Below are 26,211 nucleotides of genomic sequence, written 5' to 3' on the forward strand. Positions count from 1 at the left end.
GGTGTGTTTATGGCATTTGAAGGATTAACAGCGAGATTACAGAACGTGTTCGGCAAGCTTCGAGGAAAAGGTAAGGTATCCGAAGAAGATGTGAATGATGCAATGCGCGAGGTGCGCCTTGCGTTGCTTGAAGCGGACGTTAACTTTAAGGTCGTAAAGCAGTTTATTACGAAGGTCAAAGAAAAAGCAGTCGGTAAAGAAGTGATGGATAGTTTCACACCCGGCATGGTAATCATTGATATCGTTAATAAAGAGCTGACTGAGCTGATGGGCGGAAGCCAATCCAAGCTTGCCAAAGCAAATAAACCACCAACTGTTATTATGATGGTGGGTTTGCAGGGCGCCGGTAAGACAACGACTTCCGGTAAACTGGCCAAACTGCTTCAGAAGCAGAATGCAAAACCTTTGCTCGTTGCCGCTGATATCTATCGTCCTGCTGCCATTAAGCAGTTACAAGTACTTGGAGAACAGATCAATGCTCCCGTATTCACACTTGGCGATCAGACAAGCCCGGTTGAAATTGCGAAGCAAGGTTTACAGCATGCGAAAGATAACAATCATGACTATGTCATTATTGATACAGCCGGTCGTCTTCATGTTGATGAAGAATTGATGGCAGAATTGCATCAGATCCACAGTCATGTTAATCCAGACGAGGTGCTCCTCGTTGTCGATGCGATGACAGGTCAGGATGCAGTAAACGTAGCGGAACATTTTAATACTCAGCTTTCACTTAGTGGTGTTGTTCTGACTAAGCTTGATGGTGATACTCGTGGTGGTGCTGCGCTGTCTGTTAAAGCAGTAACAGGTTGCCCGATCAAGTTCATTACGCTTGGTGAGAAACTCGATGCCTTGGAGCCGTTCCATCCAGAACGGATGTCATCCCGAATTCTTGGTATGGGTGACATGCTCTCTCTAATTGAGAAAGCACAGTCTAACATTGATGCTGAGAAAGCAAAAGAAATGGAACAAAAGATGCGTACCGCATCCTTCACATTTGAAGATTTCTTGGAACAGATGGATCAGATTAAGAAGCTGGGACCGATTGATCAACTCATGGATATGATTCCTGGGATGGGAAAGATGAAACAGACCAAAGATCTGAAAGTCGACGACAAGCAAATGGGAAGAATTGAAGCCATTGTGTTCTCGATGACCAAAGAAGAGAAACAAAATCCTGAAATCATTAATCAAAGCAGACGCAAGCGGATTGCAGCTGGCAGCGGTACAACCGTGGCCGAAGTAAACCGACTCATTAAGCAATTTGATGAGATGCGCCGTGTAATGAAGCAGTTTAGTGACATGATGGGTCCTAAAGGTAACAAAAAAGCGATGAAGCAACTCAAGAGTCTTACAGGTGGTAAAGGAATGAAATTTCCTTTCCGGTAAGTTCTCATGATGATAAATTAAATTTCATTGAAGGAGGTGAATTTTCATGGCAGTACGTATTCGTCTGAAACGCATGGGTGCTCATAAAGCTCCTTTCTACCGTATCGTGGTATCGGATTCCCGTTCCCCGCGTGATGGTCGTTTTATCGAAGAAATCGGTTACTACAATCCGATTGAACAACCAGCAGTGGTTAAAATCGATGAAGATAAAGCTTTGGCATGGCTTCAAAACGGTGCACAAGCATCTGATACAGTTCGCAACTTGCTTAGCAAAGCGGGTGTAATGAAGAAATTCCATGAGTCTAAACTACAGAAATAAGGTGCTGATAACGGAGGGTATCTATGGAACAATTAGTCGGCGTTATTGCGAAGGCTTTGGTAGATCATCCGGAAGATGTGTCGGTCCGGACGCTTGAAAAAGATCGCCTGGTTGTCTATGAACTGACCGTACATCCTGAAGATGTAGGGAAAGTGATTGGTAAACAGGGGAGGATTGCGAAAGCACTCCGTACGGTCGTCACATCGGCAGCAGTTAAGATGGATAAACGGGTTACCGTTGATATCATATCTTAAAGATATACGAAAGGGGGTTAGGATGCATTTCCTAGCCCTTTTTCGTACATGCTTATAGAATCGTATAATCGATATACAGGAGGAATTATGGCACAATTTTTTAATGTAGGTAAGATCGTGAACACACATGGAATTAAGGGTGAACTAAAAGTATTGCCGTTAACAGACTTTCCAGAGGAACGTTTTGCAAAAGGCAGCAAACTTGTTATAGATACGACGAAACAGATCATTCCTGTTGTTGTGGAATCAGCAAGATTCCATAAAAATATGTATGTCGTTCAATTTGAAGGATTCAATAATATCAATGAAGTTGAGCAATATAAAGGATCCATGCTCAAGGTTTCTGAAGAATATCAAACAGAACTTTCGGATGACGAATTTTATTTTCATCAAATTGTCGGCTGTACTGTAATTACAGATGAAGGTGAAGAACTCGGAACGGTGAAAGAAATTCTTACACCGGGAGCCAATGATGTATGGGTTGTCAAAATGAATAACGGAAAAGAGATTCTAATTCCTTATATTGATGATGTTGTACTTCATGTAGATATCACAAACAAAAAGATTACGGTTCATTTGATGGAAGGGCTTATTTAATGAAGGTAGATGTATTAACACTGTTCCCTGAGATGTTTCCTGGTGTGTTTGAGACAAGTATTCTCGGAAAAGCACAAGAAAAAGGCATTGTATCTTTACAAGCGATCAATTTTCGTGAGTATTCAGGCAATAAACACGGACAGGTAGATGATACGCCTTATGGCGGCGGTGGGGGAATGGTTCTTAAACCAGAACCTATTTTTAACGCAGTCGAAAGTATCACAGGTATAGATTTAGAGAATGGCGCGGTAGATCCTTCTAAGAAACCTCCTCGCATTATTCTGATGTGCCCGCAAGGCGAGACATTCACTCAGAAAAAAGCAGAGGAACTCTCCAAAGAAGATCACCTGATCTTTATTTGCGGTCATTATGAAGGTTATGATGAACGAATTCGTGAGCATCTCGTTACTGACGAGATCTCTACTGGGGATTATGTACTTACTGGCGGAGAACTTCCTGCCATGGTGGTAATCGATAGTGTGGTTAGACTCCTTCCTGGGGTTCTGGGTAACGAAACGAGTGCGATCACGGACTCATTTAGCACAGGCCTCTTAGAATACCCTCACTACACGAGACCAGCCGAGTACAGAGGTCATAAAGTGCCGGACGTCCTGTTATCTGGTCATCATCGTAATATTGATCTATGGCGTAGACAGCAGTCGCTTTGGCGGACATATACACGCCGTCCTGACCTGCTTGAACATATCGAAATGACGAAGAAGGAAAAGATATGGCTCGAGCAGCAGATTCGTGAGCATGAACAAAACAACGAAGCTGAATAAGCAGGTCACTGTGGATAACTATGATTACGATAAACTAAAATATCGCTTTATGGATAGAGATCTATCCTAAGTTCGAGCATAATCTTCTAACACAGAAAAGAAAGGCTGCACCCATGTATATCTATTGGGTGCAGCCTTTTTCATTTTACTCCAAACTTTCATCCGGCGGATGGAGAAGGATAGATAAATCGGTACCTGTTGTTACAGTTAATCGATTCAACTTCATTGGATTATCACCGGGTTTAACAAAACCTTGCCTTACCGAGAATGCCATACGGTAACCTTCTTCACGCAAATAATACATCATTTGTGTACTTTTATTCCCGTAGGGATATGCAAAATAAGGGGTATCAATACCGAATTCTTTCATTTGCTTCATATCTTGCTTCAGTAGTTTTGCGTCGAGACCTGCTGCGTACGTGGAACCGCATTTTTCAAAACCTTTATAGTGGAGATTATAGGTGTGGCTGTGGAACTCAAATACATCTTTGCTTTCTTCCATTTGTGCTTTTGTTAAAAAACTTTTACGAGCAGGATCAAACGGTTCATTATTTTCTTGTGTTTTACTTCCGATGATAAACACCGCTGCTTTGAAATTATATTTTTTCAAAATAGGATAGGCATAAACTAGATTATTCTCATATCCATCATCAAAAGTAATGACAACTGATTTTTTAGGCAGTGTAATTTCGCCATTAACGTATTGTTCTAGCTCTTGCAGAGTAGGAGTATAGTATCCTTCTTGGTGGAGATAATCCATACCTTCTTCAAAATCTTCTGCATTCATAACCGATTTGTTGCCTGGTTCTTTATTTAACGATTTAGGAACAAGATAATGATACATAAGTACAGGAACCTGTTTAGCTTGCTGCTCAGTTACATTGTCTGCATAGGCAGTGTCTATGATGTTCTCAGAAAACTGACGATGAGACAATATAAATGATTTGTTCTTAACCATTTGCCACGAAGTACAAACCTTGTGATTAAAAGCATTCGTTGGATTTGCAACAAGTGTTGCATACAATACAATCATGGCGACCAGGACAATAGCGAGCCGGGGGCTCCATTTTTTCAAAAACTTGCGATTCATACAGTTCTCCTTTTAAAATCATCAAAGGAACGAAGATTCCTTATTGATATCTTATTATCTTTTCTCTATCCTAAACGAGAAGGAACGCTAGAAAGTTACAAGGTTCTTACAATATAATCTTTGCAAAATAATAGAGCAGGATACTTGCAATATAATAGTACTGCATGTTATAATTATTCTGTTGTGTGGAATACGGTGGTCCTCTGTGGATGATGATGGATGACGTTGAGAGTATCCGGAAGATACATGAACACCTGTACGGAAGGAGGGAGTCATAGATGAATATCGTCCAAGCGATTACACAAGAACAACTTCGTACTGATTTGCCAAACTTTCGTCCTGGTGACACTGTAAAAGTGCACGTTAAGGTTATCGAGGGAACACGCGAACGTATCCAGTTGTTTGAAGGTGTAGTAATCAAACGCCGTGGTGGTGGAATCAGTGAGACTTTTACAGTTCGTAAAATTTCTTACGGTGTAGGTGTGGAAAGAACTTTCCCGCTTCATTCCCCAAAAATCGATAAACTCGAAGTGGCTCGCCGTGGTAAAGTGCGTCGTGCGAAGCTTTATTATCTTCGTGAACTTCGCGGTAAAGCAGCGAGAATTAAAGAAATTCGTTAATATAACGAATAACGGAAAGGGCTTGGAAACAAGCCCTTTTTGCTTTTTTTACTTTATCTTTGTTGAAATAGAAAGTTGTAACCTGTACTTATTTCTCTTACAATAGCTTGAGGGACTCTTAAGTAGATGATGTTTCCTTGGTCAAAACAGGCAACCTATTGATAAGGAAAAGGAATCATACATAAATTCGTTAAATGCGTCATTTGATGACATGGAAGGATGAGAACGAGCTATGGAGCAGGATGTACAAAATGAACGAGTGAATCCACCACAAGATGGAGATTCTAAATCAAAGAAAGTAAAAAATGAAGTTTGGGAATGGACCAAAGCGATTGCGATTGCTTTAGTACTGGTTTTCATTATTCGCTTCTTCTTGTTTAAACCATTTATTGTGGATGGTCCTTCAATGAAACCTAATTTTCATACGGGAGAGAGAGTCATTGTGAATCAGATCTTGTATGATATTAGGGAGCCGAAACGTGGAGAAGTTGTTGTATTTCACGTTCCTTCCGAAAACCGAGATTTTATTAAACGGGTTATTGCGGTAGGCGGCGATACGGTTGAAGTTAACGGAGATGAGGTAAAAGTAAATGGGCAAGTTATCGATGAGCCTTATTTAAAGGAAGCCATTGAAGAAGCTCAGGCAGATGGCGGTCAGTATAATACGTATAACTTCCCAAATGAATTTTTCCCGGATGGAAAAGTGCCTGAAGGCATGATTTTCGCGATGGGTGACAACCGTAGTAATAGTACGGATAGCCGAATGATTGGTTATGTTCCGCTCGAAGATGTTGTAGGTAGAGCAGATGTAATCTTTTGGCCAATTAAAGATATTGAGTGGATTAACCACTAAGAATGATTCTGATTGATGTATAGGTTTATCAGAAATGCTGTGTAAAAGAAGGTGAATGAACTTGACTATACAATGGTTTCCCGGACATATGACAAGAGCACGTCGTCAAATTCAGGATAAACTGAAACTGATCGACGTAGTAATCGAGCTGATTGATGCGCGGTTGCCGATTTCCAGCCGAAATCCCATGATCGATGAGATTTTGCAAGGCAAACCTCGGATGATATTGCTGAATAAAGCAGATCTAGCCGATCCGGAAGTAACAGAAGAGTGGATTAAGCATTTCAAAGAAGAAGGGCATACTACCCTTGCGATTGATGCGAATACAGGGACGGGCGTAAAAGACATTCCCGCAACTGCCAAGCTTCTGTTCAAAGATAAGATCGACAGACAGATTGCAAAAGGAATCAATCCTCGGCCTATCAGGGCTTTAATTGTAGGTATTCCTAACGTCGGAAAATCGACGCTGATTAACCGCATGGCAGGCCGTAACATTGCAGCAACCGGAGACAAACCTGGTGTGACGAAGGCGCAGCAATGGATTAAGGTTGCGAACAGGGAGATTGAGCTGTTGGATACCCCAGGTATTCTGTGGCCTAAATTTGAGGATCAAAATGTTGGATATCGTCTCGCCGTAACGGGAGCAATTAAAGAAGAAATTCTGAATATTGAAGATATCGCATTTTTTGCAATCAAATATCTCGTTCAGTTCTACTGGCCGGCAATGAAGGAACGTTACGGACTAGAAGAACCGCCTAAGGATATCGATAACCCGGACGAGATTGTTGCCATTATGGAAGCAATCGGACGTAAACGCGGTGCGATCATCAGCGGTGGACGAGTAGATCTTGAGAAAGCTTCCTCTATCTTATTAAGAGAACTGAGAGCGGGCAAGCTTGGACGTTTCAGTCTGGAAGCTCCATACTAAGCCATTTTACGAAATCAGCTGTGAATATAGTAGGTAGGAAAGGTCTCTGCTTTTATGCAGGGACTTTTTTTATGCCAAATTTTCATAACATATCGCTACAATGAAGAAGGTTCTCGTATAAGGTTACATATGCTATGATAATGAATACCGAGTAATACCGCGAAGGGGAAGATATGCATTGAAGAATCAGGAAATTGGCATGTTAGATTATGAGGAAGAAGAGAATAAAACGATAGATATGCTGCGCTATGAACGAGAAGCATGGGAAAGCGGAGCCGAATATATTGCAGGAATTGATGAAGTAGGAAGAGGCTGTTTGTTTGGAGATGTGGTTGCTGCTGCGGTCATTCTACCCAAAGGGCTTGTTCTTGATGGAGTGAATGACTCTAAGAAACTATCGGACAAAAAACGCGACTTGCTTTATGACATCATTATGAAAGAAGCGCTGGCCGTTGGCGTAGGGATCTGTGATGTCGAGACGATTGATCAGATTAACATCAGACAAGCTTCCAGACTGGCTATGAAAAAAGCAGTTGAACAACTCGCCGTTGCGCCAGATCACTTACTGGTTGATGCTGAAACAGTGGATCTTCCAATTCCTCAATTATCCATCATTAAAGGGGATGCCAATAGTCAATCCATTGGTGCAGCTTCGATTATCGCTAAAGTGACAAGAGACCGGATGTGCAAGGAAGTATGGGATGAGATGTATCCGGAATACGGGATTGCCGTACATAAGGGATATGCAACGAAATTTCATAGAGAACAGCTGCTGGCTTTAGGGGCTACCCCTATGCATCGGCGAAGCTTTCTTGGCAAAATTTTGGGTGAACAGGAACAGCCAACGTTATTCTAATATTAACTCAAGTTTTGTTTCTGTCTGTAGTAGAAGGTAACTTTGGTTTATACCGGGGTTATCTTTTTTTAATAGTACTTAACTTCAGTGTGACCAAGGGATAACCGATAATAATGATAAAGTACCACGGTGAGACAGGGCAGAATGCAATGAAAGGGGAATTATTCCCATGAATATAGGACAAACCTTACGAGGACTGTTAGGTGATTCAAAAACAGCGGGAGGTGCAAAGTCGCTCGAATTAAAAGAAGGACAGGTGGTTCGGGCGAGCGTTGTGCAGGTATCCTCAGATCAAAAAGAAGCAGTCCTCCAGATTAAAGGAGTTCAAATACGAGCTGCACTAGATACACCTATGAAAGCCGGAGATACCGCCATACTTCAGGTAGGTTCCCCGAATAAAGACGGCATGCTCGTGATGAAGCCATATGAAGGAACACTTGCATCTGCTTCACCCGGCACAATGACCGATCTTTTAAGTTCGCTTAAGCTGACTGACACAAAAGAAAACAGGCAGCTGCTGATTGCGATGCAGCAAAGCGGTATTCAGCTTACGAAAGAAAATGTGACAAACGTGCAAAGCACGATGGCGGCGAAGCCCGAAAATATAAAATTAGGGGAATGGGTGAACTCAGTAAGTCTTGCTATGCAGCGAGGACTTCCCGTTACCGGAACGAGTGTTCAAAGTCTCCATATGGCTTTGTATGGTCCTTCGCTGGATCAACTTATGGGTGAACTTGATGGTATGCTGCAAAAAATCATTACGGCTGACGCTACGTGGAAGGGGAATTCCGCCAAAACCGCGGGGATCGTAGACGGGAATCGAACCCCATTCCCAGGTTCTGAGATGCCGTTTCGTCCTGAAACGAAAGCAGAGAATCGTAGTGGGAATGTTAGTATGACGGAAGGTAAACGAGGAATGGTGACCTCTGCCGAGTATGGTGTTACGAGTCTTCGTGCTGAAAGTGCTGCAGGTAGCGCGGCAACACCGCTAACGAATGGAGATCTTGGTTCTAAAGCTGCAGGAATGGGTGCAAAGAATACGAGTGATCTAAGCTCTGTTGCTACAGGGGAACAGGCTGTAAGTGAATCGGAAGGAATGACGAGTTCTAAAGTAAATACACAAGACAGCGGATTAAAGGGTAGCGGAAATATACAGAGTATGGGTATCAAAACAGATGGTAGCGAGGAACAGCATCAGGCTCCTAAGAATGCAGCTGCTAGTGAGGGAAATGATCAGGTTCATGGCGGCGAAAATGCAAGCAAGAAAAATTTAGGCGGAGATTCTATGGTGAAAGATACGAAGTTTGTATCCCTATCTGTATCCGCATCGAGTGAAAAAGAGCAGTTCATCAACAGGTCTGCAAACGCAGGAACTGCAGATCAGGGAGAGGCGGAGCTGATTCCTGCTCGCTCAGCAGCTGTGCCGCCTGGGCCTGAACTTGCGCGGCGCGTGGCAAACCTGCTGCAGGAACTGCAGGCAGCGCCGCAAATCCAGCTGGCCGGCGAGAACTCGGCCAGCAAAGCTGCTGCGGTGCCAGGCACGCTGCAGCAGGGACAGGGTGCTGATGCACAGCCAGCACCCGGGCACACGCCAGCCGCCACGAGTGATGACTCGTGGGTGGGGCGTGTGCTGAAGCTGCTCGGTGCGGAGCACGAGCAGCAGACCCTGCGCGGGACATTGCCTTCTCCCGCGCAGAGTGGGATGGCCGCAGCAGAGCAAGCGGACACACTGAAGGGCCTGCTGCTGCAAGCAGAGGCAAGTGCAGAACTTCCGCCGGCTGTGAAAGAGACGGCTGGGCAGCTTGTACACTTGCTTACAGGGCATCAGCTGCTAATGAATACAGACCGGACTGCTCCCTTTGCCCAGATGAATTGGTTCATCCCGTTAAACGGAGCAGACGGACAAGTGACGGCAAATGTGCAAATCGAGTCTCGGCGCGGACCAAGAGGTGAGCTGGATGCATCCCATTGCCGGATTTGGTTTGATCTGAATATGAAGCAGCTTGGCCCAACATTAATAGACATGCAGGTGGTTGGTAAAGTGATAAGCCTGCATATTCGTACAGATAATGAGCTTTCCGCTCGTATTTTTGAAGAAGGACATGATCAGATTGGATCACTCCTCGAGAACACAGGGTACCAGCTGTCCGTATTTCGTTCAGAAGTAGTAACAAGAGAATCCTCTTCGAGCGGTCCCGAATCAGGACTCGGGCCAAAACAGCTGCTAGATACATATGTACCTGACTCATATAAAGGGGTGGATATGCGAATATGAAAGAGGACACCTCGCAAAAACAAGAGCAGAAAAAGGCAGTAGCTTTAAAATATACACCGGGAGAAGCAGAAGCACCGGTCGTCGTGGCAAAAGGCAATGGCACTTTGGCAGATTCAATATTAGAAAAAGCAAGAGAACATGGTGTGCCCATTCAGGAAGATGCAGCTTTGGTCGAAGTTCTCTCCAAGCTCGATTTGGATACCCAAATACCTCCCGAACTATATCAACTCGTTGCCGAAGTACTGACATTTGTCTATCAGGCAGAACAAAAAGCAAAAGTTTATACTCTTCCCGAGTAGAGAGGAATTGCGATGGATAACGGACAAGTTCCTAATGGAGCAAACTTTCGTAGTGAAATGCCCAAAGATACGCGGAAAGCCAAAGGAAAAGCAGGAGAAGAAGCCGCAGCTAGGTTTTTAATAGAGGCAGGATACCGAATCATGGAAACCAACTGGAGATGCCGAAGCGGTGAGATTGATATTATCGCTGTACTTGATGATATGTATATTTTTGTAGAAGTTCGAAGTCGAACCGGTTCGCATCAGTATGGCACGGCTCTTGAGTCTGTCAATCATCGTAAAATAAATCAGGTGCGGCAGACTGCCGCGGTGTATCTTCAAGATCGTCGTCTTGGTAACAAGCAGATAAGGTTTGATGTGATGGGGGTTTTACTTCCTCCCGTGAATTGGTCCGAGGGGCCGGTGGAGATTAAACATATTGAGAATGCTTTCTAATAAATTAGATTCATTTTTAAAGTGAAGTAATGTAGAGGGAAGTAACGTAAAGTGAAGTAACGTAAAGTGAAGTAATGTAATGTAAAGTAAAGAGCAGGTATCATAGAGTTAGCTGTGGACGTCCAGACCCTTGGGGGAAACAACCGAGTGGGTACTGGACTTTTTTCTATTGTGAGGAATTGACTTTACAAGCATTACCAAGGTATGCTAGGGACAGTGATTTAATTGATAATCATTCTCATTATCTATGTAACTTGTGAAAAATAACTTTGAGTTTTACTTGAGGAGGAAATACGAATGAGTGATATACCTGTACAAGCAGCAGCAAAGAACTTGGACATAAAGGAAGTTATCCGTGGACGCCGTACGATTAAGAAATTTCAGGAACAACCCGTACCTGTAGAAAAGATTACGGAGTTTTTGGACACAGCTGTATGGGCGCCAAATCATAAGCTTCGTGAGCCGTGGAGATTTTTACTATTTCGAGAAGAGGGACGTCAAAAGTTATCGGAGGCCATCGCAGCTGAGATGGGTGAAGACAACAAGTTTGTGACTACGGTCCTTAATGTACCGACGATTATGCTTGTGGTTATGAAGGAAGATCCAAGGCAAGCGATCTTTGATGAAGATTTTGCAGCAACAAGTGCGCTTGTGCAGAACTTTATGTTAGCAGCTTGGGCCGAAGAGGTTGGAACTTTCTGGGTAACAAAGCCGTTCTTGTACGGGCCTAAGTTTAGAGAAACACTTGGCATTGTTCCAGGTGAGAAAATTGTAGGTATGCTCTATATCGGCTATCCTGATGTCGTGCCTAAACCACAAGAACGCACACCAGCATCTGAGAAATTAACTTTATTTAAATAAATTACAAATGAAGCCTGAATCAAGTGTAATGAGTTATGAAATTGATTCAGGCTAGTAGTTAATCGTAGGATTCAGCTATTTAACGAAGAGGAAGTTCTCTTGACAGTGACATGTCATAGGGGACTTCTTTTTGGTTTGTTTATTTATTTTTATTGTCTTTTAAAAATTGGTTTTATACAAGAAAAATGCGAACATTTGTGCTATAATTGAGATTGGTTAAGAGTGGTGGAATTCATTTTATAGATATAATCTTCGTTCTTTAGATCGATACTCTGATACGAGGTGGCATACTTTGAGCTTAACTTCGCTTATTCATACAAATAAGGACTTTCAAGAAATCATCCGTAAAGTTACACCGAAAGCAGCAGATTTTAAATCTTATTCTACGGAAGTTCCTCCCTTTAAGAAAAAATCGATACTCGCAGATTCTAATTTTACGAGCTATGTATCTGGACTCGTTCGGGTGTCTTTTCAATATATGATCAGTGCTATTTTAGCTAGGAAAAATCAAGATTCTCCTGATAAAGCCCTCAATCCGCTTGCAAGAAAAGGGTACGAAGTGATTCATGAATTCTTTTCCGATGTACCTGCGATCGATGAACTGACTCATCTTTTTGAGAGTTTCACTGGGGTTTGGGATTCATTTATAAGAGGAGAAGCGGTTTCGGAAGGAGAATTCATCCACGGAGCCTTTATGTGCAGTAAGCTCGATACGATCTACCGGCTTGGTGTACATGCGACTTTTACCAGTCCAACTGAATTTGTTCAGCAGTTTATCCATCCTCCTATGCCTGATGTAGAGAGCGACCTAAAGCTTCTATGGCAGATCTTTGAAGAACGTTTTCCTTATGAGCAAAGGACAGAAATTAAGTATTTTCCTTCCTTTGATGAGAAGCGAAGACGAGTGGGCGGAGCTTCGGCTGATTTTATGATTGGAGATACGCTGTATGATATCAAAACGACTAAAAAACACGGATATAACTGGAAAGAAGCTGCAGAACTAGTGACTTATTATTTACTGAATCGATTAGAAGGGGAGCCTTATAAAATACAAAAACTCGCTTTTTACAAAGCAAGATTTGGAGTTATAGAGTATGTGGAAATCGGCGATTTATTGAGAAAGTATGATATGGAAGAAGCTTTGAATGATCTAAGTAAATTTCAACGAAGATGGAAATAGGCTTTAGAACGTACAAGGATATGATGAAACTGTGGGGATTTGATTAAAAAGTTATCCTGCAGATCGGATATACGATATAATGAACCTTTCAAAGACAATATCTTAAATGAGCATTTTGCAAAATAACTGAATTAAATAATAACTCAAAATATAGCATGAATTGATAGGAGGACATCATCATGGCAAAATCGAAAGTACCAAAGCGGCCAACAAGAGATGAATTTGTATTAGAAGAATTAGGGAACCAGTTGTCAGAAGCCTATCAAGAAGAATCCACAATTGAAGTGACGGTATGGGCATGGGAAGAAAAAGTACGAGGGCAGATCGTAACGATGGATTCACGTACAGGCAAGGTACATATTCAGTCTGAAGAAGGGCTGTATAAAGTCCCCTTCATGGATATTATGAGAATGGATTACCCTAGAGATTAAAGATAGTCTATTATGGCACCATTCAGAACTGTAGGACAAGCCTGCTGGAACAAGTTGATGAGACAATCGAATATTATACTCTACTAACCAACCTATCTAAATTCAGATACTGAGTTGATTGTCCCTGTTACTTGAAGACTGGCGGCAGATGCCGTAACTTCATGTTGAATAATAATATGCCCGCAGAAAAATTTGCGGGCTTTTGCATGCCATTTTTGACAGGAGTGCTTCATCACACAGCAGGATATCGAAGTTATAGAAGGAATGCTGGAGTTGAAAAAGCCATACTGGTAAATAGTTAAAGCAGTAATTGCTAGATGGTAAAGGCTTTCAAGATAGGTGCATCGAAAAAATCGGATTGCTGCTGCCCATGACTGATTTTAAAATTAAAGAGCTATTTGAGTAACAATTTCGTTGGAGAGTTAATCACATATAAGCCATTTGCCCATATACTGTTAAAAAGGAGCTGGCCAGTGTGTATAGCCGTTATCCGATTTATTACTATCCTGTTGCTCGAAGTTATCCCACGTGGACATCATCAAGCGTAGAGTTAAACAGGAAGCTGAGAGCACTATGGGAGCAACATGTGTATTGGACAAGATTAACTGTGAACAGTATTGTAGACGGCCTGCCTGATGTGAATGCAACAACGGAAAGACTGCTGCGAAATCCTGATGATTTTGCGGAAGTATTGGCCACCGTATACGGTACAGCTATTGCTAATGAGTTTGCAAGATTGCTTAGAGAGCATCTCACAATTGCAGCTGAGTTAGTTGGTGATTTGAAGTCGGGTAACTCCGAGGCAGCGGCTGACGCCCAGAGGAGATGGTATGCAAATGCAGACTCCATTGCCGATTTTCTTGGCAGAATAAATCCTTATTGGTCTAAAGTGGAATGGCAGCACATGATGTATGAGCATCTTCGCCTTCTCAGTGATGAGGTTTCCACCCGTATAGCGAAAGACTACGTGAAGAACGTTGCGCTAAATGATCAGATCGAGACACAAGCGCTAGGAATGGCAGATATGATGACGAGTGGGATCGTTCAACAGTTCCCGTCAAACTTCCTAAGTTAATATCGAAAAGGATAAGTTCTTATGGAACTTATCCTTTTTTTGTGGGGAAGTGAGAAACCAGGCAGAAGGACATTGTTACTGATATCCTATTTCTAACTAGATGGGTTAATATATGAAATACGCCCGAACACTAGGAAGAGTGAAGCAGAGGGTAATACTCAAAAACAGGAATTGTTTAAGATGAATTGTTATAACATGATTTATCTTAATAAATAGAACTATAGGGGATTTCATACTTACTCCTGCATCGCCACAGATCTTACATCTAAATTCCGATACTGAATGGCTTCTGCCACATGGAGTGTTGTAATTTGCTCTTCTTCTGCTAGATCTGCAATCGTACGAGCCATCTTAAGAATCCGATCATAAGATCTCATGCTGAGCCCGAGTGCATCAATGGTCTGATGTAGCATCTCCTCGGCAGGCTTATCAAGAACAGCGGTCCGCCGAAGCAAACTACCCGACAGTTCACTATTCCAAGAGATCGGCAGTCCCTTATACCGATGCTCCTGAATTTTCTGTGCAGCGAGCACTTGTGCTTGGAGCTCAGCTGAAGAGGAAGTAATCTTCACTTCTAGTACTTCCTTCGGCCGGGGGACTTCGACTTGTAAATCAATCCGGTCCAGCAGCGGGCCAGATATTTTGGCACGATAGGCGGCTATTTTATGAGGCGTACAAGTACATCGCTGCTGCTTAGGATCATTTCCAGCATATCCGCACGGACAAGGATTCATGGAGGCAGCAAGCATAAAATGAGCAGGGAATGTAAAAGCTGCCCGGGCCCGGCTAAGTGTTACTTGACGATCTTCTAGCGGTTGTCTCAGTACTTCAAGAACTTGGCGGTTAAACTCAGGAAGTTCATCCAGGAACAAAATTCCTCGGTGAGCAAGACTGACTTCTCCTGGTTTTGGTATCGTCCCTCCTCCGATCAGACCGGCGGCTGAAATCGTATGATGTGGGGAACGGAACGGCCGAACCGTTGCAAGTCTACTCAGTCCATCTTTTAATTTGCCAGAAGCGCTTAGAATTTTGGTGACTTCAAGTGCTTCTTGATCGGTAAGGGGAGGAAGTATGGTCGGCAGACGTTTAATGAGCATCGTTTTTCCCGTGCCCGGTGGACCAACAAGCATGATATTATGCATTCCGGCAGCAGCAATCGTGAGTGCTCTTTTCACATGCTGCTGTCCTAGAACGTCAATATAGTCTTCCATAAGATAAGAACCTTCTTCAGAAGATTCTTTACGTGATGAATATGTATCCGTAGAAAGATGAGTGTAGTCTTTGAGCTGTATTCTTCCTTGCTGTATTGTTCCCTTGGTTACAGATGAATCCGCGTCTCCCGATACTGAGGGGACCAAATCTTTTAAATGACGAAGACCATAGACTTCAATTCCTTGGATAACAGAACCTTCGGTTACATTCTCTATGGGAACAACAACAGAATCAAAGCCTTGCCGGCGAGCAAGGTCTACCATACTGAGGATACCGGGTACAGGTCTAAGACTTCCATCGAGTGCTAATTCGCCTAAAAATAAAGTCTTCTTATTTGCAGGAAGGATAAGCTGCTCACTAGTTGTTAATACGGCCAGAGCAATGGCGAGGTCAAAAGAAGACCCTTCTTTACGGAGGTCGGCAGGTGCGAGGTTAATGGTAATCCGCTGCAAGGGATACTGAAAACCACAGTTTTTGATCGCAGCTCGGACACGTTCTACTGCTTCACGTATAGCAGAGTCAGGAAGTCCGATAATCGAAGTTTGAGGTAATCCGTTAGACAAATCCGTTTCCACTTCAATGAGTACCCCGTCGATCCCGTATAAGCAAGCTCCAAATAATTTTCCGTACATATGAAAAAACACCTCGTTTTCAGTTTATCCCACTTCAGATAAGTGGGTATTTAAACATGAAAAAAGGTGCTTCCTTATTTTCAAAATGAATATGAATATTTCAATTGTTTGCAATAGAACGTATGTGTGAACTTTTAGTCTGTATTTCTATGATAAATAACTTAACTTCAAAAATAAATTTAGGGTTCCACTTAAATGACATTAGGAGTTTAATATATTCAGATGGAATCATTTACTAGCAAGTTCATTGTAAACAATGATACTTTTCTATGTCAATCTCAATTATAAAAGAATCTACTCGAATGTTAAAAGAATGTTTCAGACACGCATTTTGATTTTTTAAATTTATTCGAATAATCATCTCGATGGATCGTAGTCGCCAACTAATATTCACATGTCGTAGGTGATACTGACATTTTGTCTTTGATCAACTGTTTGAGCTCTGCTGTGCTATTCTTTTGCTCCATAGAGCCATGTCTCGTTGGCAACTGCGTAATTTCCTCGTATGAAATCTGATCAGTGTTACCCCATTTTATCCAAGGGACTTTATCATACTGGTGGTGCTGGTATTACTTCCAAGGAAGGATGCTCCCAGGTGCATAATTATAAGTGCCCATGTTTGCGGGATCGGTTACGATCAGTCCATTCTCCGTATGGTAGACAGCTTCAAAGCGACCATCTGCCGATATAAACTTTACATGATAGGCAGCATCAAGTTCAGTTGCTTCATACCTATGATATCTGGCGCTAAATAGCCGCCACTTGCCGCATGCAGCAAGTTCACTCATCTCATCTAATCGCTCAGGTGCCTCTCCATACCCATTTAGTATATTCCGAAAATAATGGACCTCCTCAGTGATATAAGGGAGCTTTCTGACATGCCGATCAAACGTCTCAAAAAACAAATCAAAATGCATATGTCCAATTAGTAACTCAGGATGTTTCTCTAAATCATACATCATGCGAGTGAGAATCGCGTGTGCCGCAAACGCTTTGGAATGATCGAATATGTACCATCTGCGATACCCTGAGCGAATTTGAGTATACTGGACAGAGAGTTCGGAAAAATATGCCTCGCTTAGAAAATCAGCTTTGATATCTACATCTACAACGGGGTATTCAACATTTTCTGCTAGAAGATGTAATCCATATATCGAAATCGTTGTCACCATAAAAAAGATAAGGACAACCTTTTTTGGTGACCAACTTTTCATTATTGTTCTAATTTTCTAATCCGCCCTTCTTTAGATATTCGCCTTATTTATTTTCATTAAAAAGATAACCCATGTAAAATACATAAACCTTATGCTGAATGCAGCTGTAATAACTGATCTTTATATGTAATTCCCAAAAGCACTACTGATGATATTGTTTTTCTGCATGTGTTGTTTGAAGTAATCTAGGGCAAGATTTATTCTATTTTACTAATTTCTACATTTGGTATTTCATGCCCTGCTGCAATTGGAAGGGTGAGAGAAGGTACTTTGTGTTACATATAGGTTTCCTGCAATATAATTTTCCGTAATAAACTAAGGGTGCGACTAAATGATTGGAAATTAAATATGGTATTTTAGATTTGCTATGATAAAATAAGATACAAAGATTGGGTTGTATATGTATTTTGCATCAGAATCCAACATGATTTGAATGCCAGGGAGCAGGTGAAATGATTAATGAAAATTCATGAAGAGTTAAAGCTGGAGAACCAGCTTTGTTTTGCTATATATGCTTGTTCAAGAGAGATAACAAAGCTTTACCAGCCGCACCTAGACAAAATTGGGGTCACCTATTCCCAGTATTTGGTGCTTATGGTGTTATGGGAGCGAGAGGAATGTACAGTGAAGGAGATTGGAGAAGCCCTTTATTTGGACTCCGGTACCCTTACTCCGCTGCTTAAACGTATGCAGACCGCAGGACTGATCAACAGAGAACGTTCTGTCCATGATGAAAGAAAGGTACTTGTTTCCTTGACTGAAAAAGGGAAGATGCTACAGGACGAAGCGGTTCATATCCCGAATGCGATGCGGAATCAAGCTTGTCTTGATGATGATCAGTTTACATCTTTATTAAATCAATTCACAGGTCTATTAACACAGGTTCACGAAAATAATGTCGAAGACAAACAAAAGAAGAACTAGGACTATAATTAATGAGCTTTGACTAGTCTAGAAACGGAAGAACCTTCTACTACTCATAAGATTTGAGTATAGAAGGTTTTTCCATTTTTACCCAAACATTCTTTATTTGGAATGATATCGATATCAAAATACACTCAGTTTGATATCAATTTTTAAGGTAAGCGTTTTAAAAACGTGTTACAATGATGTGGGTTTATAAGGACATATGACTAACTAGCCCGCCTTGTTGCAGTCATGTTGATAGGAGGATTCGAGAATGAATATCCATGAATATCAAGGAAAAGAAGTACTTAAACAGTACGGCGTTGCCGTTCCTAACGGAAAAGTAGCTTACACAGTTGAAGAAGCGGTTGAAGCCGCTGCGTCGCTGGGAAGCCCGGTGACTGTAGTGAAAGCACAAATCCACGCAGGTGGACGTGGTAAAGCAGGCGGCGTAAAAGTAGCCAAAACTATGGATGAAGTACGTGAATATGCCTCTGAAATTCTTGGGAAAGTGCTTGTAACGCACCAAACAGGACCAGAAGGCAAAGAAGTGAAAAGACTTCTTATTGAAGAAGGTTGCGATATTCGTAAAGAGTATTATGTGGGAGTTGTCGTGGATCGTGCAACAGGACGAGTAGTTTTGATGGCTTCCGAAGAAGGCGGTACTGAGATCGAAGAAGTAGCAGAAGCTACACCAGAGAAGATTTTTAAAGAAATTGTTGATCCGGCTGTTGGACTTCAGGTATTCCAAGCCCGGAGACTAGCGTATGCAATTAACATTCCTAATGAGCTCGTAAACAAAGCAACGAAATTTATGCTTGCACTGTACGAAGCTTTTGTGGAGAAAGATTGTTCTATTGCAGAGATCAACCCGCTTGTAGTAACAGGTGATGGTAATGTGATGGCACTGGATGCGAAGCTGAACTTTGATTCCAATGCTCTTTATCGTCATAAAGATATTCAGGCACTTCGAGATCTTGATGAAGAAGATGAGAAAGAAATCGAAGCTTCCAAGTTTGATCTGAGCTACATAGCACTTGATGGGAACATCGGCTGTATGGTTAACGGAGCAGGCCTTGCTATGGCAACGATGGACATTATTAAATATTACGGTGGAGACCCCGCTAACTTCCTTGATGTAGGGGGCGGTGCTACAACCGAAAAAGTAACAGAAGCTTTTAAAATCATTTTGTCTGATGCAAAAGTAGAAGGTATTTTTGTTAATATCTTCGGCGGTATTATGCGTTGTGACGTAATTGCGGACGGGGTAGTGGAAGCTGCTAAACAGCTCGGTCTTACGAAACCGCTCGTTGTAAGATTAGAAGGTACGAATGTTGATCTTGGCAAAAAGATTTTGTCAGAATCCGGCCTTAACATCGTAGCAGCGGATTCGATGGCAGACGGTGCACAAAAAATCGTTGCCCTCGTGAAATAATTCATTCCTTTTCGGGGATACCCGAACACTTGAAAATAACCGTAGGGGATGTGAACGATCGTGAGTATTTTGGTAAATAAAGATACAAAAGTGATTACACAAGGTATCACGGGTGCGACTGCGAAGTTTCATGCGAAAGGTGCGCTGGACTATGGCACGCAAATGGTAGGCGGAGTGACCCCGGGTAAAGGCGGCACGACTGTCGACATTGAACTCGAAAATGGCAGTGTAGTTAAGCTTCCCGTGTACAACACCGTAAATGAAGCCAAAGAAGCAACAGGCGCAACAGCAAGTGTTATTTATGTACCGCCTGCTTTTGCTGCAGATTCTATTATGGAAGCTGTAGATGCTGAACTTGATCTTGTGATCTGTATTACCGAAGGAATCCCGGTACTCGACATGATCAAAGTAAAACGTTATATGGAAGGCAAAGATACGGTTCTGATCGGTCCGAACTGCCCAGGCGTTATTACTCCAGGCGAATGTAAGATCGGTATTATGCCGGGCTACATTCATATGCCAGGTCATGTAGGAGTTGTATCCCGCAGCGGTACGCTGACGTACGAAGCGGTTCATCAGCTTACAACACGTGGTATCGGTCAATCATCTGCCGTAGGAATTGGTGGAGACCCTGTTAAAGGTTCCGAATTCATTGATATTTTATCTCGCTTTAATGATGACCCTGATACACATGCAGTTATTATGATTGGTGAAATTGGGGGTACTGCTGAGGAAGAAGCAGCAGAATGGATTCGTGATAATATGACAAAACCTGTCGTCGGTTTCATCGGCGGGGTTACAGCACCTCCAGGAAAACGGATGGGACATGCGGGCGCTATTATCTCCGGTGGTAAAGGTACAGCGAAAGAGAAGATTGCAAAACTCGAATCTTGCGGCATTCGCGTATCTCCAACTCCATCTGAAATGGGCTCTACGCTCGTAAGTGTACTGGAAGATCGCGGAATTCTTAATCTTTGTACGACTCATTAATATCATGCAGCAATCTAACAAGCCTCGTTAGGAAGACTTGTTAAAATTTTTTTCTTCTATATAATAGGGGCAAACCCGAATCTGATTTCATCCTAAAAGGTAAGCAACCTTTTTGTCGAATATATCGACAGAAGGGTTGCTTTTTGTATTTTATTACAGGTTTCTTTTCGTTAGTCAAAGAAAGGGTGGAGAGTATGGAAGATAGACATATTTTATTTGGACTTCAAGAGATGGATGGGATCGGTCGTAAAACCATTAGAAGATGGATGACGAGTGGAAATTTATTATCGGACATGCTAAAATACGAAACTCAGGACTGGATTCAGTCAGGACTCTCGGCAGCAAAAGCTGCTGTGATGAAAGAATGCTTCCATGAATCATTTATTTATGAGAAACTTGAACTGCTTCATAAGGAACGTATCGAAATTGTAACCTATTACGATAAAGAGTATCCTATATTATTGAAGGAAACGGCGGACCCGCCTTGGGTTCTATACATAAAAGGGAATGCTAGTTTGCTTCATAAGCCGTCTATAGCGATGGTTGGAACCCGAGTTCCTACAGGTTACGGAAAAAAAGTAGGTGAGGTGTTCGCTTCACAGCTATGCAAGGCAGGATATACGATTGTAAGCGGTCTTGCACGCGGAATAGATAGTGTATGTCACGAAGCTGCTATTCGCGCAGATGGTTTAACGATTGCTGTCCTTGGTGCAGGGCTGTCACATATTTATCCCGCCGAAAACCATGCTTTAGCGAGCCGGATTGCTTCTAGTGGATTGTTAGTATCTGAGTATCCAATACACCAAAAACCAAGACCTGGTCTTTTTCCTGAGAGAAACAGGATTATTGCGGGACTGAGTTTAGGTACACTTGTGGTGGAAGCTGATTTACGCAGCGGATCATTAATTACGGCTGACGCTGCACTAGAAGCAGGTCGCGATGTATTTGCAATTCCTGGGCCCATTACATCTCCTAAAAGTCATGGCACGCTTAATTTAATTAAACAAGGGGCTGCGTTAGTAACTAAAGTAGAAGATATTACAGATGAATATAAACATGTAATGAATTTCGCTAGAGAAGACAAGCCAGAACAAACCGGAGTTCATCCTGAAGCGCTTTTATCTGCATCACAGCAGGAGCTGATCCCAGAACTTACGGAAGAAGAAAGAAAAGTAGTTGATTTACTAGAAGCAGGCCCTATGACATTAGATGATTTTGTAGACAGGCTTCATCTTGATTTTGGACATTTGCATTCAGTTCTGTTATCTTTAATCATAAAAAAGCAGATTATACAATTACCTGGAGCTATATATAAGTTAATATAGATCCCTTTGGCGTGATTTGATGTGTGATTTCGTCATAGGGGCATGCAGGCTATATTTTGAGAGGAGGATGAACCTATGGCGGATTCACTCGTCATCGTGGAGTCTCCTTCGAAAGCCAAAACGATAGGGAAGTATCTCGGAAGTAAGTATATCGTTAAGGCTTCGATGGGGCATATCCGCGATTTGCCAAAAAGTCAGATTGGCGTAGAAGTGGAAAATGATTTTAACCCTAAATATATTACCATCCGCGGAAAAGGTTCTGTACTGAAAGAACTAAAGGATGCTTCGAAAAAAGTGAAAAAAGTTTATCTGGCGGCTGACCCCGATCGTGAGGGGGAAGCGATTGCCTGGCATTTGGCTCATGCACTTGATCTGGATCAGACAGAAAGCTGCCGGGTTGTTTTTAATGAAATTACGAAACAAGCGGTAAAAGATGCTTTTAAAACACCGCGTAAAATAAATATGGACCTCGTGAATGCACAACAAGCAAGACGGATTCTAGATCGACTGGTAGGTTATAAGATCAGTCCTATACTCTGGAAAAAAGTGAAAAAAGGATTATCTGCTGGGCGTGTACAATCCGTTGCAGTTAAGATTATTCTTGACCGTGAGAACGAAATCGATGATTTCATTCCGGAAGAATACTGGAGCATTACTGCAAAACTAAGTGCAGACGGCAGCCCGATGGAAGCGAAGTTTCATAAGTGGAACGGAACCAAAACGGAACTGACAAACGAAGAACAAGTGAATTCGATACTGGGGCAAATTGAGAATGAAGATTTCACGGTAAAAGAAGTAAAAGAGAAGGAACGGACACGTAATCCGTCGGCTCCTTTTACAACAAGTTCGTTACAGCAGGAAGCGGCTCGTAAACTTAACTTCCGTGCTGCCAAGACGATGTCAGTCGCACAGCAGTTATATGAGGGTGTAGATCTTGGTAAAGAAGGAACCGTAGGTTTAATCACCTATATGCGTACCGACTCCACTCGTATTGCGACATCGGCTCAGGAAGAAGCGAAAGAGTTCATTACTCAAAAATATGGAGAAACTTTCGTACCGGAAACGTTCCGTCAGTATTCCAAAAAAGCAGCAAATGCTCAAGAGGCGCACGAAGCGATTCGCCCTACCTCGGTACTAAGAGATCCAGATTCCGTGAAAGCATATACAAGCAGAGATCAATTTCGTTTGTATAAACTCATTTGGGAACGTTTCGTAGCGAGTCAAATGTCTTCTGCTATTCTTGATACTTTATCTGTTGATATTACTGCAGGGGATGCAACGTTCCGTGCTACAGGATCAAAAGTTCGTTTCCCTGGATTCATGAAAGTGTATGTAGAAGGAAATGATGATGGTACCACGGAAGAAGATAAGCTTTTGCCTCCGCTTCAATCGGGGGATGCATTAGTTAAACAGGAGATTGAACCAAAACAGCATTTTACTCAGCCTCCACCGCGATATACAGAGGCTCGTCTGGTTAAAACGCTTGAAGAACTTGGGATAGGACGTCCAAGTACGTATGCACCTACACTTGAAACGATTCAAAAACGGGGTTATGTAGCCATTGAAGAGAAGAAATTCATGCCTACAGAACTTGGTGAACTGATAATAGAGCAAATGGAACAGTTCTTCCCCGAAATTCTGGATGTGGAGTTTACCGCACATATGGAAGAGGATCTTGACCACGTGGAAGAAGGGTCAGAGGATTGGGTGAAAGTACTCGCACAGTTTTATGGTTCCTTTGAGAAACGTCTTGAAGTGGCGGAAGAAGAAATGAAGGAAATCGAGATCGAAGATGAGGTTTCCGATGAAATTTGCGAAAAATGCGGGAAGCCGCTTGTATATAAACTTGGTCGTTTCGGGAAATTCTTAGCTTGCTCCGGTTTTCCTGACTGTCGTAATACGAAGCCAATCATTAAAGACACCGGCATTGTTTGTCCAACCTGTAAGGAAGGACATGTCGTTGAGCGCAGAAGTAAGAAAGGTCGTATATTCTTTGGATGTGACCGTTATCCAGAATGTGATTTCGTGTCTTGGGATAAGCCGTCCGTCAAACCTTGTCCGAGCTGTTCATCTCTCATGGTAGAGAAACGGAATAAGCAAGGAACGAAGCTGAAATGTACGGTATGCGATCATACTGAAATCATGGAAGAACCAGATGATGAGTCTGTTGAAATATAAAATACTAACAATGATATAGTGAAACCGGATAGACCGGACTGCTGTCAGCATGTCGAAATAATGAAGAGTTGCTGACAGCAGCAGGGAGGAAATATATATAATGAGTGATAGAGTACAACAAGTAACCGTTATTGGAGCAGGTCTCGCAGGAAGTGAAGCAGCATGGCAAATCGCCCAAAGAGGCGTGCCTGTTAAGCTGTATGAGATGCGCCCTGTTGTTAAAACGCCGGCACACCATACGAATCAATTTGCTGAACTTGTATGCAGTAATTCGCTGCGGGCTAATGGACTTACGAACGCGGTAGGTGTATTAAAAGAAGAAATGAGAATGATGGATTCGCTCGTAATCGGTTCCGCTGACCGTAATGCGGTACCTGCGGGCGGTGCACTGGCTGTGGATCGAGATGGTTTCTCCGGTGAAATTACACGTATGCTTCATGAACATCCTCTAGTAGAAGTGGTAAATGAGGAGATTCAGGAAATTCCTACAGAAGGAATCGTCGTTATTGCGACAGGACCATTAACTTCTCCGGCTCTATCTGCACAGATTAAAGAGCTTATGGGCGAGGAGTATTTTTACTTCTACGATGCTGCTGCACCGATCGTAGAAAAAGACTCTATTGATATGAGCAAAGTATATTTGGCTTCAAGATATGATAAAGGTGAAGCTGCTTATCTCAATTGTCCAATGAATGAAGAAGAATTCAATCGCTTTTATGACGCGCTCATTTCAGCAGAAGTTGCTGAACTTAAAGAATTCGAAAAAGAAATCTACTTTGAAGGCTGTATGCCGATTGAAGTGATGATGAAGCGTGGTAAACAAACGGCATTGTTTGGTCCTATGAAACCCGTAGGTCTCGTGAATCCTCACACAGGTGAACTTCCTTATGCGGTCGTTCAATTGCGTCAGGATAATGCAGCGGGGACTTTATATAATCTAGTAGGATTCCAGACACATCTGAAATGGGGAGAACAAAAACGAGTATTCCAGATGATTCCTGGTCTTGAGAATGCCGAATTTGTCCGTTATGGTGTGATGCATCGTAATACATTCATTAATTCTCCAAAATTGCTTGAACCAACGTATCAATTCAAATCTCGCCCTAATCTGTTCTTTGCTGGACAAATGACAGGGGTTGAAGGTTATGTAGAGTCTGCGGCTTCCGGGCTGATCGCTGGTATGAATGCTGCGAATCTTGCACTAGGTCAAGATTTGTTTGTGCTTCCAAAAGAGAGTACACTAGGAAGTATGGCGCACTATATTACCACTGCCGATTTCAAACATTTCCAACCGATGAATGCAAACTTTGGATTGCTTCCGAGTCTTGAACGTAAGATACGCAACAAGAAAGAGAAGAATGAAGCACTTGCGAATCGTGCTTTAGAAAGCATTCAACATTTTAAAGAAGAAAAAGGACTATCCACGGGGAAGTAAGGATAGGCTAGCACGAAAGCCCGGCAAGTCTTTTTCTGACATGCCGGGCTTTTTTTAAACGAATGGAAGAGGAGGTTTCATGATGCAAACGACATTTCATGCAACGACGATATGTGCTGTACGTCATAACGGCAAAGCAGCGATTGCGGGTGATGGGCAAGTAACAATGGGAGAATCGGTAGTAATGAAAAATACAGCGAAGAAAGTTCGCAGGTTATACCGAGGACAAGTTGTGGCTGGTTTTGCAGGCTCCGTTGCTGATGCAATTACACTATTTGAGAAATTTGAAGGTAAGCTTGAGGAACATCATGGGAATCTTCAGCGTGCAGCAGTGGAACTTGCTAAAGATTGGCGCCAGGATCGTGTGCTTCGCAAGTTAGAAGCGCTGATGATTGTAATGGATAAAACCGGTATGCTGCTGATTTCAGGCGGTGGAGAAATTATTGAACCTGATGATGATCTGCTTGCGATTGGTTCAGGCGGGAACTATGCTTTGTCTGCCGCAAGAGCTATGAAACGAAATGCAACACACCTGGAAGCCAAGGATATGGCTCGTGAAGCACTTCTTGTGGCTTCCGAGATCTGTGTCTATACAAACAGTAATATTATTGTGGAAGAACTGTAAACTGAATTAATTTCA

26 protein-coding genes are annotated in these 26,211 nt (G+C 42.4%); 23 read left to right on the forward strand and 3 right to left on the reverse strand.

Annotated features, from left to right (window positions below; all coding sequences use genetic code 11):
- Positions 1-9 precede the first annotated feature (9 nt).
- The 5 genes from ffh (at position 10) to trmD (ending at position 3,341) form a co-directional block, all read left to right on the forward strand.
- Entirely contained in the window at positions 10-1,389 is a 1,380-nt protein-coding gene (gene ffh, locus PV403_RS04280) for a signal recognition particle protein (RefSeq protein WP_213532531.1), read from the forward strand.
- A gap of 46 nt (positions 1,390-1,435) precedes the next feature.
- The gene (gene rpsP, locus PV403_RS04285) at positions 1,436-1,708 is read left to right on the forward strand and encodes a 30S ribosomal protein S16 (protein ID WP_160036457.1); all 273 of its coding nucleotides are present in this window, start codon (positions 1,436-1,438) and stop codon (positions 1,706-1,708) included.
- 23 nt (positions 1,709-1,731) lie between these two features.
- Entirely contained in the window at positions 1,732-1,962 is a 231-nt protein-coding gene (locus PV403_RS04290) for a KH domain-containing protein (RefSeq protein WP_047909748.1), read from the forward strand.
- Positions 1,963-2,049: 87 nt separating this feature from the next.
- Positions 2,050-2,559, forward strand: coding sequence for a ribosome maturation factor RimM (gene rimM, locus PV403_RS04295; RefSeq protein WP_332083692.1), 510 nt, complete (start codon positions 2,050-2,052; stop codon positions 2,557-2,559).
- Positions 2,559-3,341 (forward strand): tRNA (guanosine(37)-N1)-methyltransferase TrmD, encoded by a 783-nt coding sequence (trmD, locus tag PV403_RS04300; protein ID WP_332083693.1) that lies wholly within the window; start codon positions 2,559-2,561, stop codon positions 3,339-3,341. The genes rimM and trmD overlap by 1 nt, the downstream gene beginning before the upstream one ends.
- Before the next feature lie 145 nt (positions 3,342-3,486).
- Here the strand turns inward: trmD and PV403_RS04305 are convergent, their stop codons facing one another.
- Complete coding sequence (locus PV403_RS04305; protein WP_332083694.1) at positions 3,487-4,431, reverse strand: polysaccharide deacetylase family protein; 945 nt, start codon at positions 4,429-4,431, stop codon at positions 3,487-3,489.
- A gap of 278 nt (positions 4,432-4,709) precedes the next feature.
- On the opposite strand from PV403_RS04305, the gene rplS reads away from it, so the two are divergent.
- The 11 genes from rplS (at position 4,710) to PV403_RS04360 (ending at position 14,244) form a co-directional block, all read left to right on the forward strand.
- A complete protein-coding gene (gene rplS / locus PV403_RS04310; RefSeq protein WP_211745967.1) occupies positions 4,710-5,051 on the forward strand; it encodes a 50S ribosomal protein L19 in 342 nt (113 codons plus the stop codon).
- A 232-nt stretch (positions 5,052-5,283) separates the two neighbouring features.
- Positions 5,284-5,904 (forward strand): signal peptidase I, encoded by a 621-nt coding sequence (gene lepB, locus PV403_RS04315; protein ID WP_213532535.1) that lies wholly within the window; start codon positions 5,284-5,286, stop codon positions 5,902-5,904.
- 61 nt (positions 5,905-5,965) lie between these two features.
- Complete coding sequence (gene ylqF, locus PV403_RS04320) at positions 5,966-6,832, forward strand: ribosome biogenesis GTPase YlqF (RefSeq protein WP_213532536.1); 867 nt, start codon at positions 5,966-5,968, stop codon at positions 6,830-6,832.
- Between the two features lie 199 nt (positions 6,833-7,031).
- Positions 7,032-7,688: a ribonuclease HII gene (locus PV403_RS04325; RefSeq protein ID WP_332083801.1), complete on the forward strand. Its 657-nt coding sequence runs from the start codon at positions 7,032-7,034 to the stop codon at positions 7,686-7,688.
- Positions 7,689-7,857: 169 nt separating this feature from the next.
- Positions 7,858-9,963 (forward strand): hypothetical protein, encoded by a 2,106-nt coding sequence (locus tag PV403_RS04330; protein WP_332083695.1) that lies wholly within the window; start codon positions 7,858-7,860, stop codon positions 9,961-9,963.
- A complete protein-coding gene (locus PV403_RS04335) occupies positions 9,960-10,262 on the forward strand; it encodes an EscU/YscU/HrcU family type III secretion system export apparatus switch protein (RefSeq protein WP_213532538.1) in 303 nt (100 codons plus the stop codon). The genes PV403_RS04330 and PV403_RS04335 overlap by 4 nt, the downstream gene beginning before the upstream one ends.
- Positions 10,263-10,274: 12 nt before the next feature.
- Positions 10,275-10,697, forward strand: a complete 423-nt coding sequence (locus tag PV403_RS04340; RefSeq protein WP_332083696.1) for a YraN family protein — start codon at positions 10,275-10,277, stop codon at positions 10,695-10,697.
- A 297-nt stretch (positions 10,698-10,994) separates the two neighbouring features.
- Positions 10,995-11,558, forward strand: coding sequence for a nitroreductase family protein (locus PV403_RS04345; protein WP_332083697.1), 564 nt, complete (start codon positions 10,995-10,997; stop codon positions 11,556-11,558).
- 292 nt (positions 11,559-11,850) lie between these two features.
- Positions 11,851-12,738 carry a hypothetical protein gene (locus PV403_RS04350; RefSeq protein ID WP_213532540.1) on the forward strand — a complete coding sequence of 296 codons (888 nt, stop codon included), beginning with the start codon at positions 11,851-11,853 and terminating at the stop codon, positions 12,736-12,738.
- A 179-nt stretch (positions 12,739-12,917) separates the two neighbouring features.
- Complete coding sequence (locus tag PV403_RS04355) at positions 12,918-13,169, forward strand: YolD-like family protein (protein WP_160036445.1); 252 nt, start codon at positions 12,918-12,920, stop codon at positions 13,167-13,169.
- A 475-nt stretch (positions 13,170-13,644) separates the two neighbouring features.
- A complete protein-coding gene (locus PV403_RS04360) occupies positions 13,645-14,244 on the forward strand; it encodes an acetylglutamate kinase (protein WP_249717188.1) in 600 nt (199 codons plus the stop codon).
- A gap of 236 nt (positions 14,245-14,480) precedes the next feature.
- On the opposite strand, the gene PV403_RS04365 is transcribed toward PV403_RS04360, so the two are convergent.
- Positions 14,481-16,088: a YifB family Mg chelatase-like AAA ATPase gene (locus PV403_RS04365; RefSeq protein WP_332083698.1), complete on the reverse strand. Its 1,608-nt coding sequence runs from the start codon at positions 16,086-16,088 to the stop codon at positions 14,481-14,483.
- 569 nt (positions 16,089-16,657) lie between these two features.
- Positions 16,658-17,302 carry a hypothetical protein gene (locus PV403_RS04370; protein WP_249717190.1) on the reverse strand — a complete coding sequence of 215 codons (645 nt, stop codon included), beginning with the start codon at positions 17,300-17,302 and terminating at the stop codon, positions 16,658-16,660.
- A gap of 459 nt (positions 17,303-17,761) precedes the next feature.
- On the opposite strand from PV403_RS04370, the gene PV403_RS04375 reads away from it, so the two are divergent.
- The 7 genes from PV403_RS04375 to hslV all read left to right on the forward strand — a co-directional run bounded on the left by PV403_RS04375 (position 17,762) and on the right by hslV (position 26,196).
- Entirely contained in the window at positions 17,762-18,226 is a 465-nt protein-coding gene (locus PV403_RS04375; RefSeq protein ID WP_213532542.1) for a MarR family winged helix-turn-helix transcriptional regulator, read from the forward strand.
- A 256-nt stretch (positions 18,227-18,482) separates the two neighbouring features.
- Positions 18,483-19,643 carry an ADP-forming succinate--CoA ligase subunit beta gene (gene sucC / locus PV403_RS04380; protein WP_213532543.1) on the forward strand — a complete coding sequence of 387 codons (1,161 nt, stop codon included), beginning with the start codon at positions 18,483-18,485 and terminating at the stop codon, positions 19,641-19,643.
- 60 nt (positions 19,644-19,703) lie between these two features.
- On the forward strand, positions 19,704-20,633 hold the full coding sequence (gene sucD / locus PV403_RS04385; RefSeq protein ID WP_191798352.1) for a succinate--CoA ligase subunit alpha: 930 nt from the start codon (positions 19,704-19,706) through the stop codon (positions 20,631-20,633).
- A gap of 194 nt (positions 20,634-20,827) precedes the next feature.
- Entirely contained in the window at positions 20,828-21,958 is a 1,131-nt protein-coding gene (gene dprA / locus PV403_RS04390; RefSeq protein ID WP_213532721.1) for a DNA-processing protein DprA, read from the forward strand.
- Positions 21,959-22,033: 75 nt separating this feature from the next.
- Positions 22,034-24,136, forward strand: coding sequence for a type I DNA topoisomerase (gene topA / locus PV403_RS04395; RefSeq protein WP_213532544.1), 2,103 nt, complete (start codon positions 22,034-22,036; stop codon positions 24,134-24,136).
- A 100-nt stretch (positions 24,137-24,236) separates the two neighbouring features.
- The gene (trmFO, locus tag PV403_RS04400; RefSeq protein ID WP_213532545.1) at positions 24,237-25,571 is read left to right on the forward strand and encodes an FADH(2)-oxidizing methylenetetrahydrofolate--tRNA-(uracil(54)-C(5))-methyltransferase TrmFO; all 1,335 of its coding nucleotides are present in this window, start codon (positions 24,237-24,239) and stop codon (positions 25,569-25,571) included.
- A gap of 82 nt (positions 25,572-25,653) precedes the next feature.
- Positions 25,654-26,196 (forward strand): ATP-dependent protease subunit HslV, encoded by a 543-nt coding sequence (gene hslV / locus PV403_RS04405; RefSeq protein ID WP_213532546.1) that lies wholly within the window; start codon positions 25,654-25,656, stop codon positions 26,194-26,196.
- The last annotated feature ends 15 nt before the right edge of the window (positions 26,197-26,211 follow it).

This window comes from Paenibacillus sp. GYB006 (assembly GCF_036577645.1).
GTDB lineage: Bacteria > Bacillota > Bacilli > Paenibacillales > Paenibacillaceae > Paenibacillus.

Coding starts and splice junctions, on each gene's coding strand:
- trmFO (WP_213532545.1), top strand. CDS start 24,237: ATGAGTGATAGAGTACAACAAGTAACCGTTATTGGAGCAGGTCTCGCA.
- PV403_RS04290 (WP_047909748.1), top strand. CDS start 1,732: ATGGAACAATTAGTCGGCGTTATTGCGAAGGCTTTGGTAGATCATCCG.
- rplS (WP_211745967.1), top strand. CDS start 4,710: ATGAATATCGTCCAAGCGATTACACAAGAACAACTTCGTACTGATTTG.
- PV403_RS04335 (WP_213532538.1), top strand. CDS start 9,960: ATGAAAGAGGACACCTCGCAAAAACAAGAGCAGAAAAAGGCAGTAGCT.
- dprA (WP_213532721.1), top strand. CDS start 20,828: ATGGAAGATAGACATATTTTATTTGGACTTCAAGAGATGGATGGGATC.
- rpsP (WP_160036457.1), top strand. CDS start 1,436: ATGGCAGTACGTATTCGTCTGAAACGCATGGGTGCTCATAAAGCTCCT.
- rimM (WP_332083692.1), top strand. CDS start 2,050: ATGGCACAATTTTTTAATGTAGGTAAGATCGTGAACACACATGGAATT.
- sucC (WP_213532543.1), top strand. CDS start 18,483: ATGAATATCCATGAATATCAAGGAAAAGAAGTACTTAAACAGTACGGC.
- topA (WP_213532544.1), top strand. CDS start 22,034: ATGGCGGATTCACTCGTCATCGTGGAGTCTCCTTCGAAAGCCAAAACG.
- PV403_RS04375 (WP_213532542.1), top strand. CDS start 17,762: ATGAAAATTCATGAAGAGTTAAAGCTGGAGAACCAGCTTTGTTTTGCT.
- PV403_RS04340 (WP_332083696.1), top strand. CDS start 10,275: ATGGATAACGGACAAGTTCCTAATGGAGCAAACTTTCGTAGTGAAATG.
- trmD (WP_332083693.1), top strand. CDS start 2,559: ATGAAGGTAGATGTATTAACACTGTTCCCTGAGATGTTTCCTGGTGTG.
- lepB (WP_213532535.1), top strand. CDS start 5,284: ATGGAGCAGGATGTACAAAATGAACGAGTGAATCCACCACAAGATGGA.
- PV403_RS04355 (WP_160036445.1), top strand. CDS start 12,918: ATGGCAAAATCGAAAGTACCAAAGCGGCCAACAAGAGATGAATTTGTA.
- hslV (WP_213532546.1), top strand. CDS start 25,654: ATGCAAACGACATTTCATGCAACGACGATATGTGCTGTACGTCATAAC.
- PV403_RS04305 (WP_332083694.1), bottom strand. CDS start 4,431: ATGAATCGCAAGTTTTTGAAAAAATGGAGCCCCCGGCTCGCTATTGTC.
- PV403_RS04365 (WP_332083698.1), bottom strand. CDS start 16,088: ATGTACGGAAAATTATTTGGAGCTTGCTTATACGGGATCGACGGGGTA.
- PV403_RS04345 (WP_332083697.1), top strand. CDS start 10,995: ATGAGTGATATACCTGTACAAGCAGCAGCAAAGAACTTGGACATAAAG.
- PV403_RS04370 (WP_249717190.1), bottom strand. CDS start 17,302: ATGAAAAGTTGGTCACCAAAAAAGGTTGTCCTTATCTTTTTTATGGTG.
- PV403_RS04325 (WP_332083801.1), top strand. CDS start 7,032: ATGTTAGATTATGAGGAAGAAGAGAATAAAACGATAGATATGCTGCGC.
- ffh (WP_213532531.1), top strand. CDS start 10: ATGGCATTTGAAGGATTAACAGCGAGATTACAGAACGTGTTCGGCAAG.
- PV403_RS04330 (WP_332083695.1), top strand. CDS start 7,858: ATGAATATAGGACAAACCTTACGAGGACTGTTAGGTGATTCAAAAACA.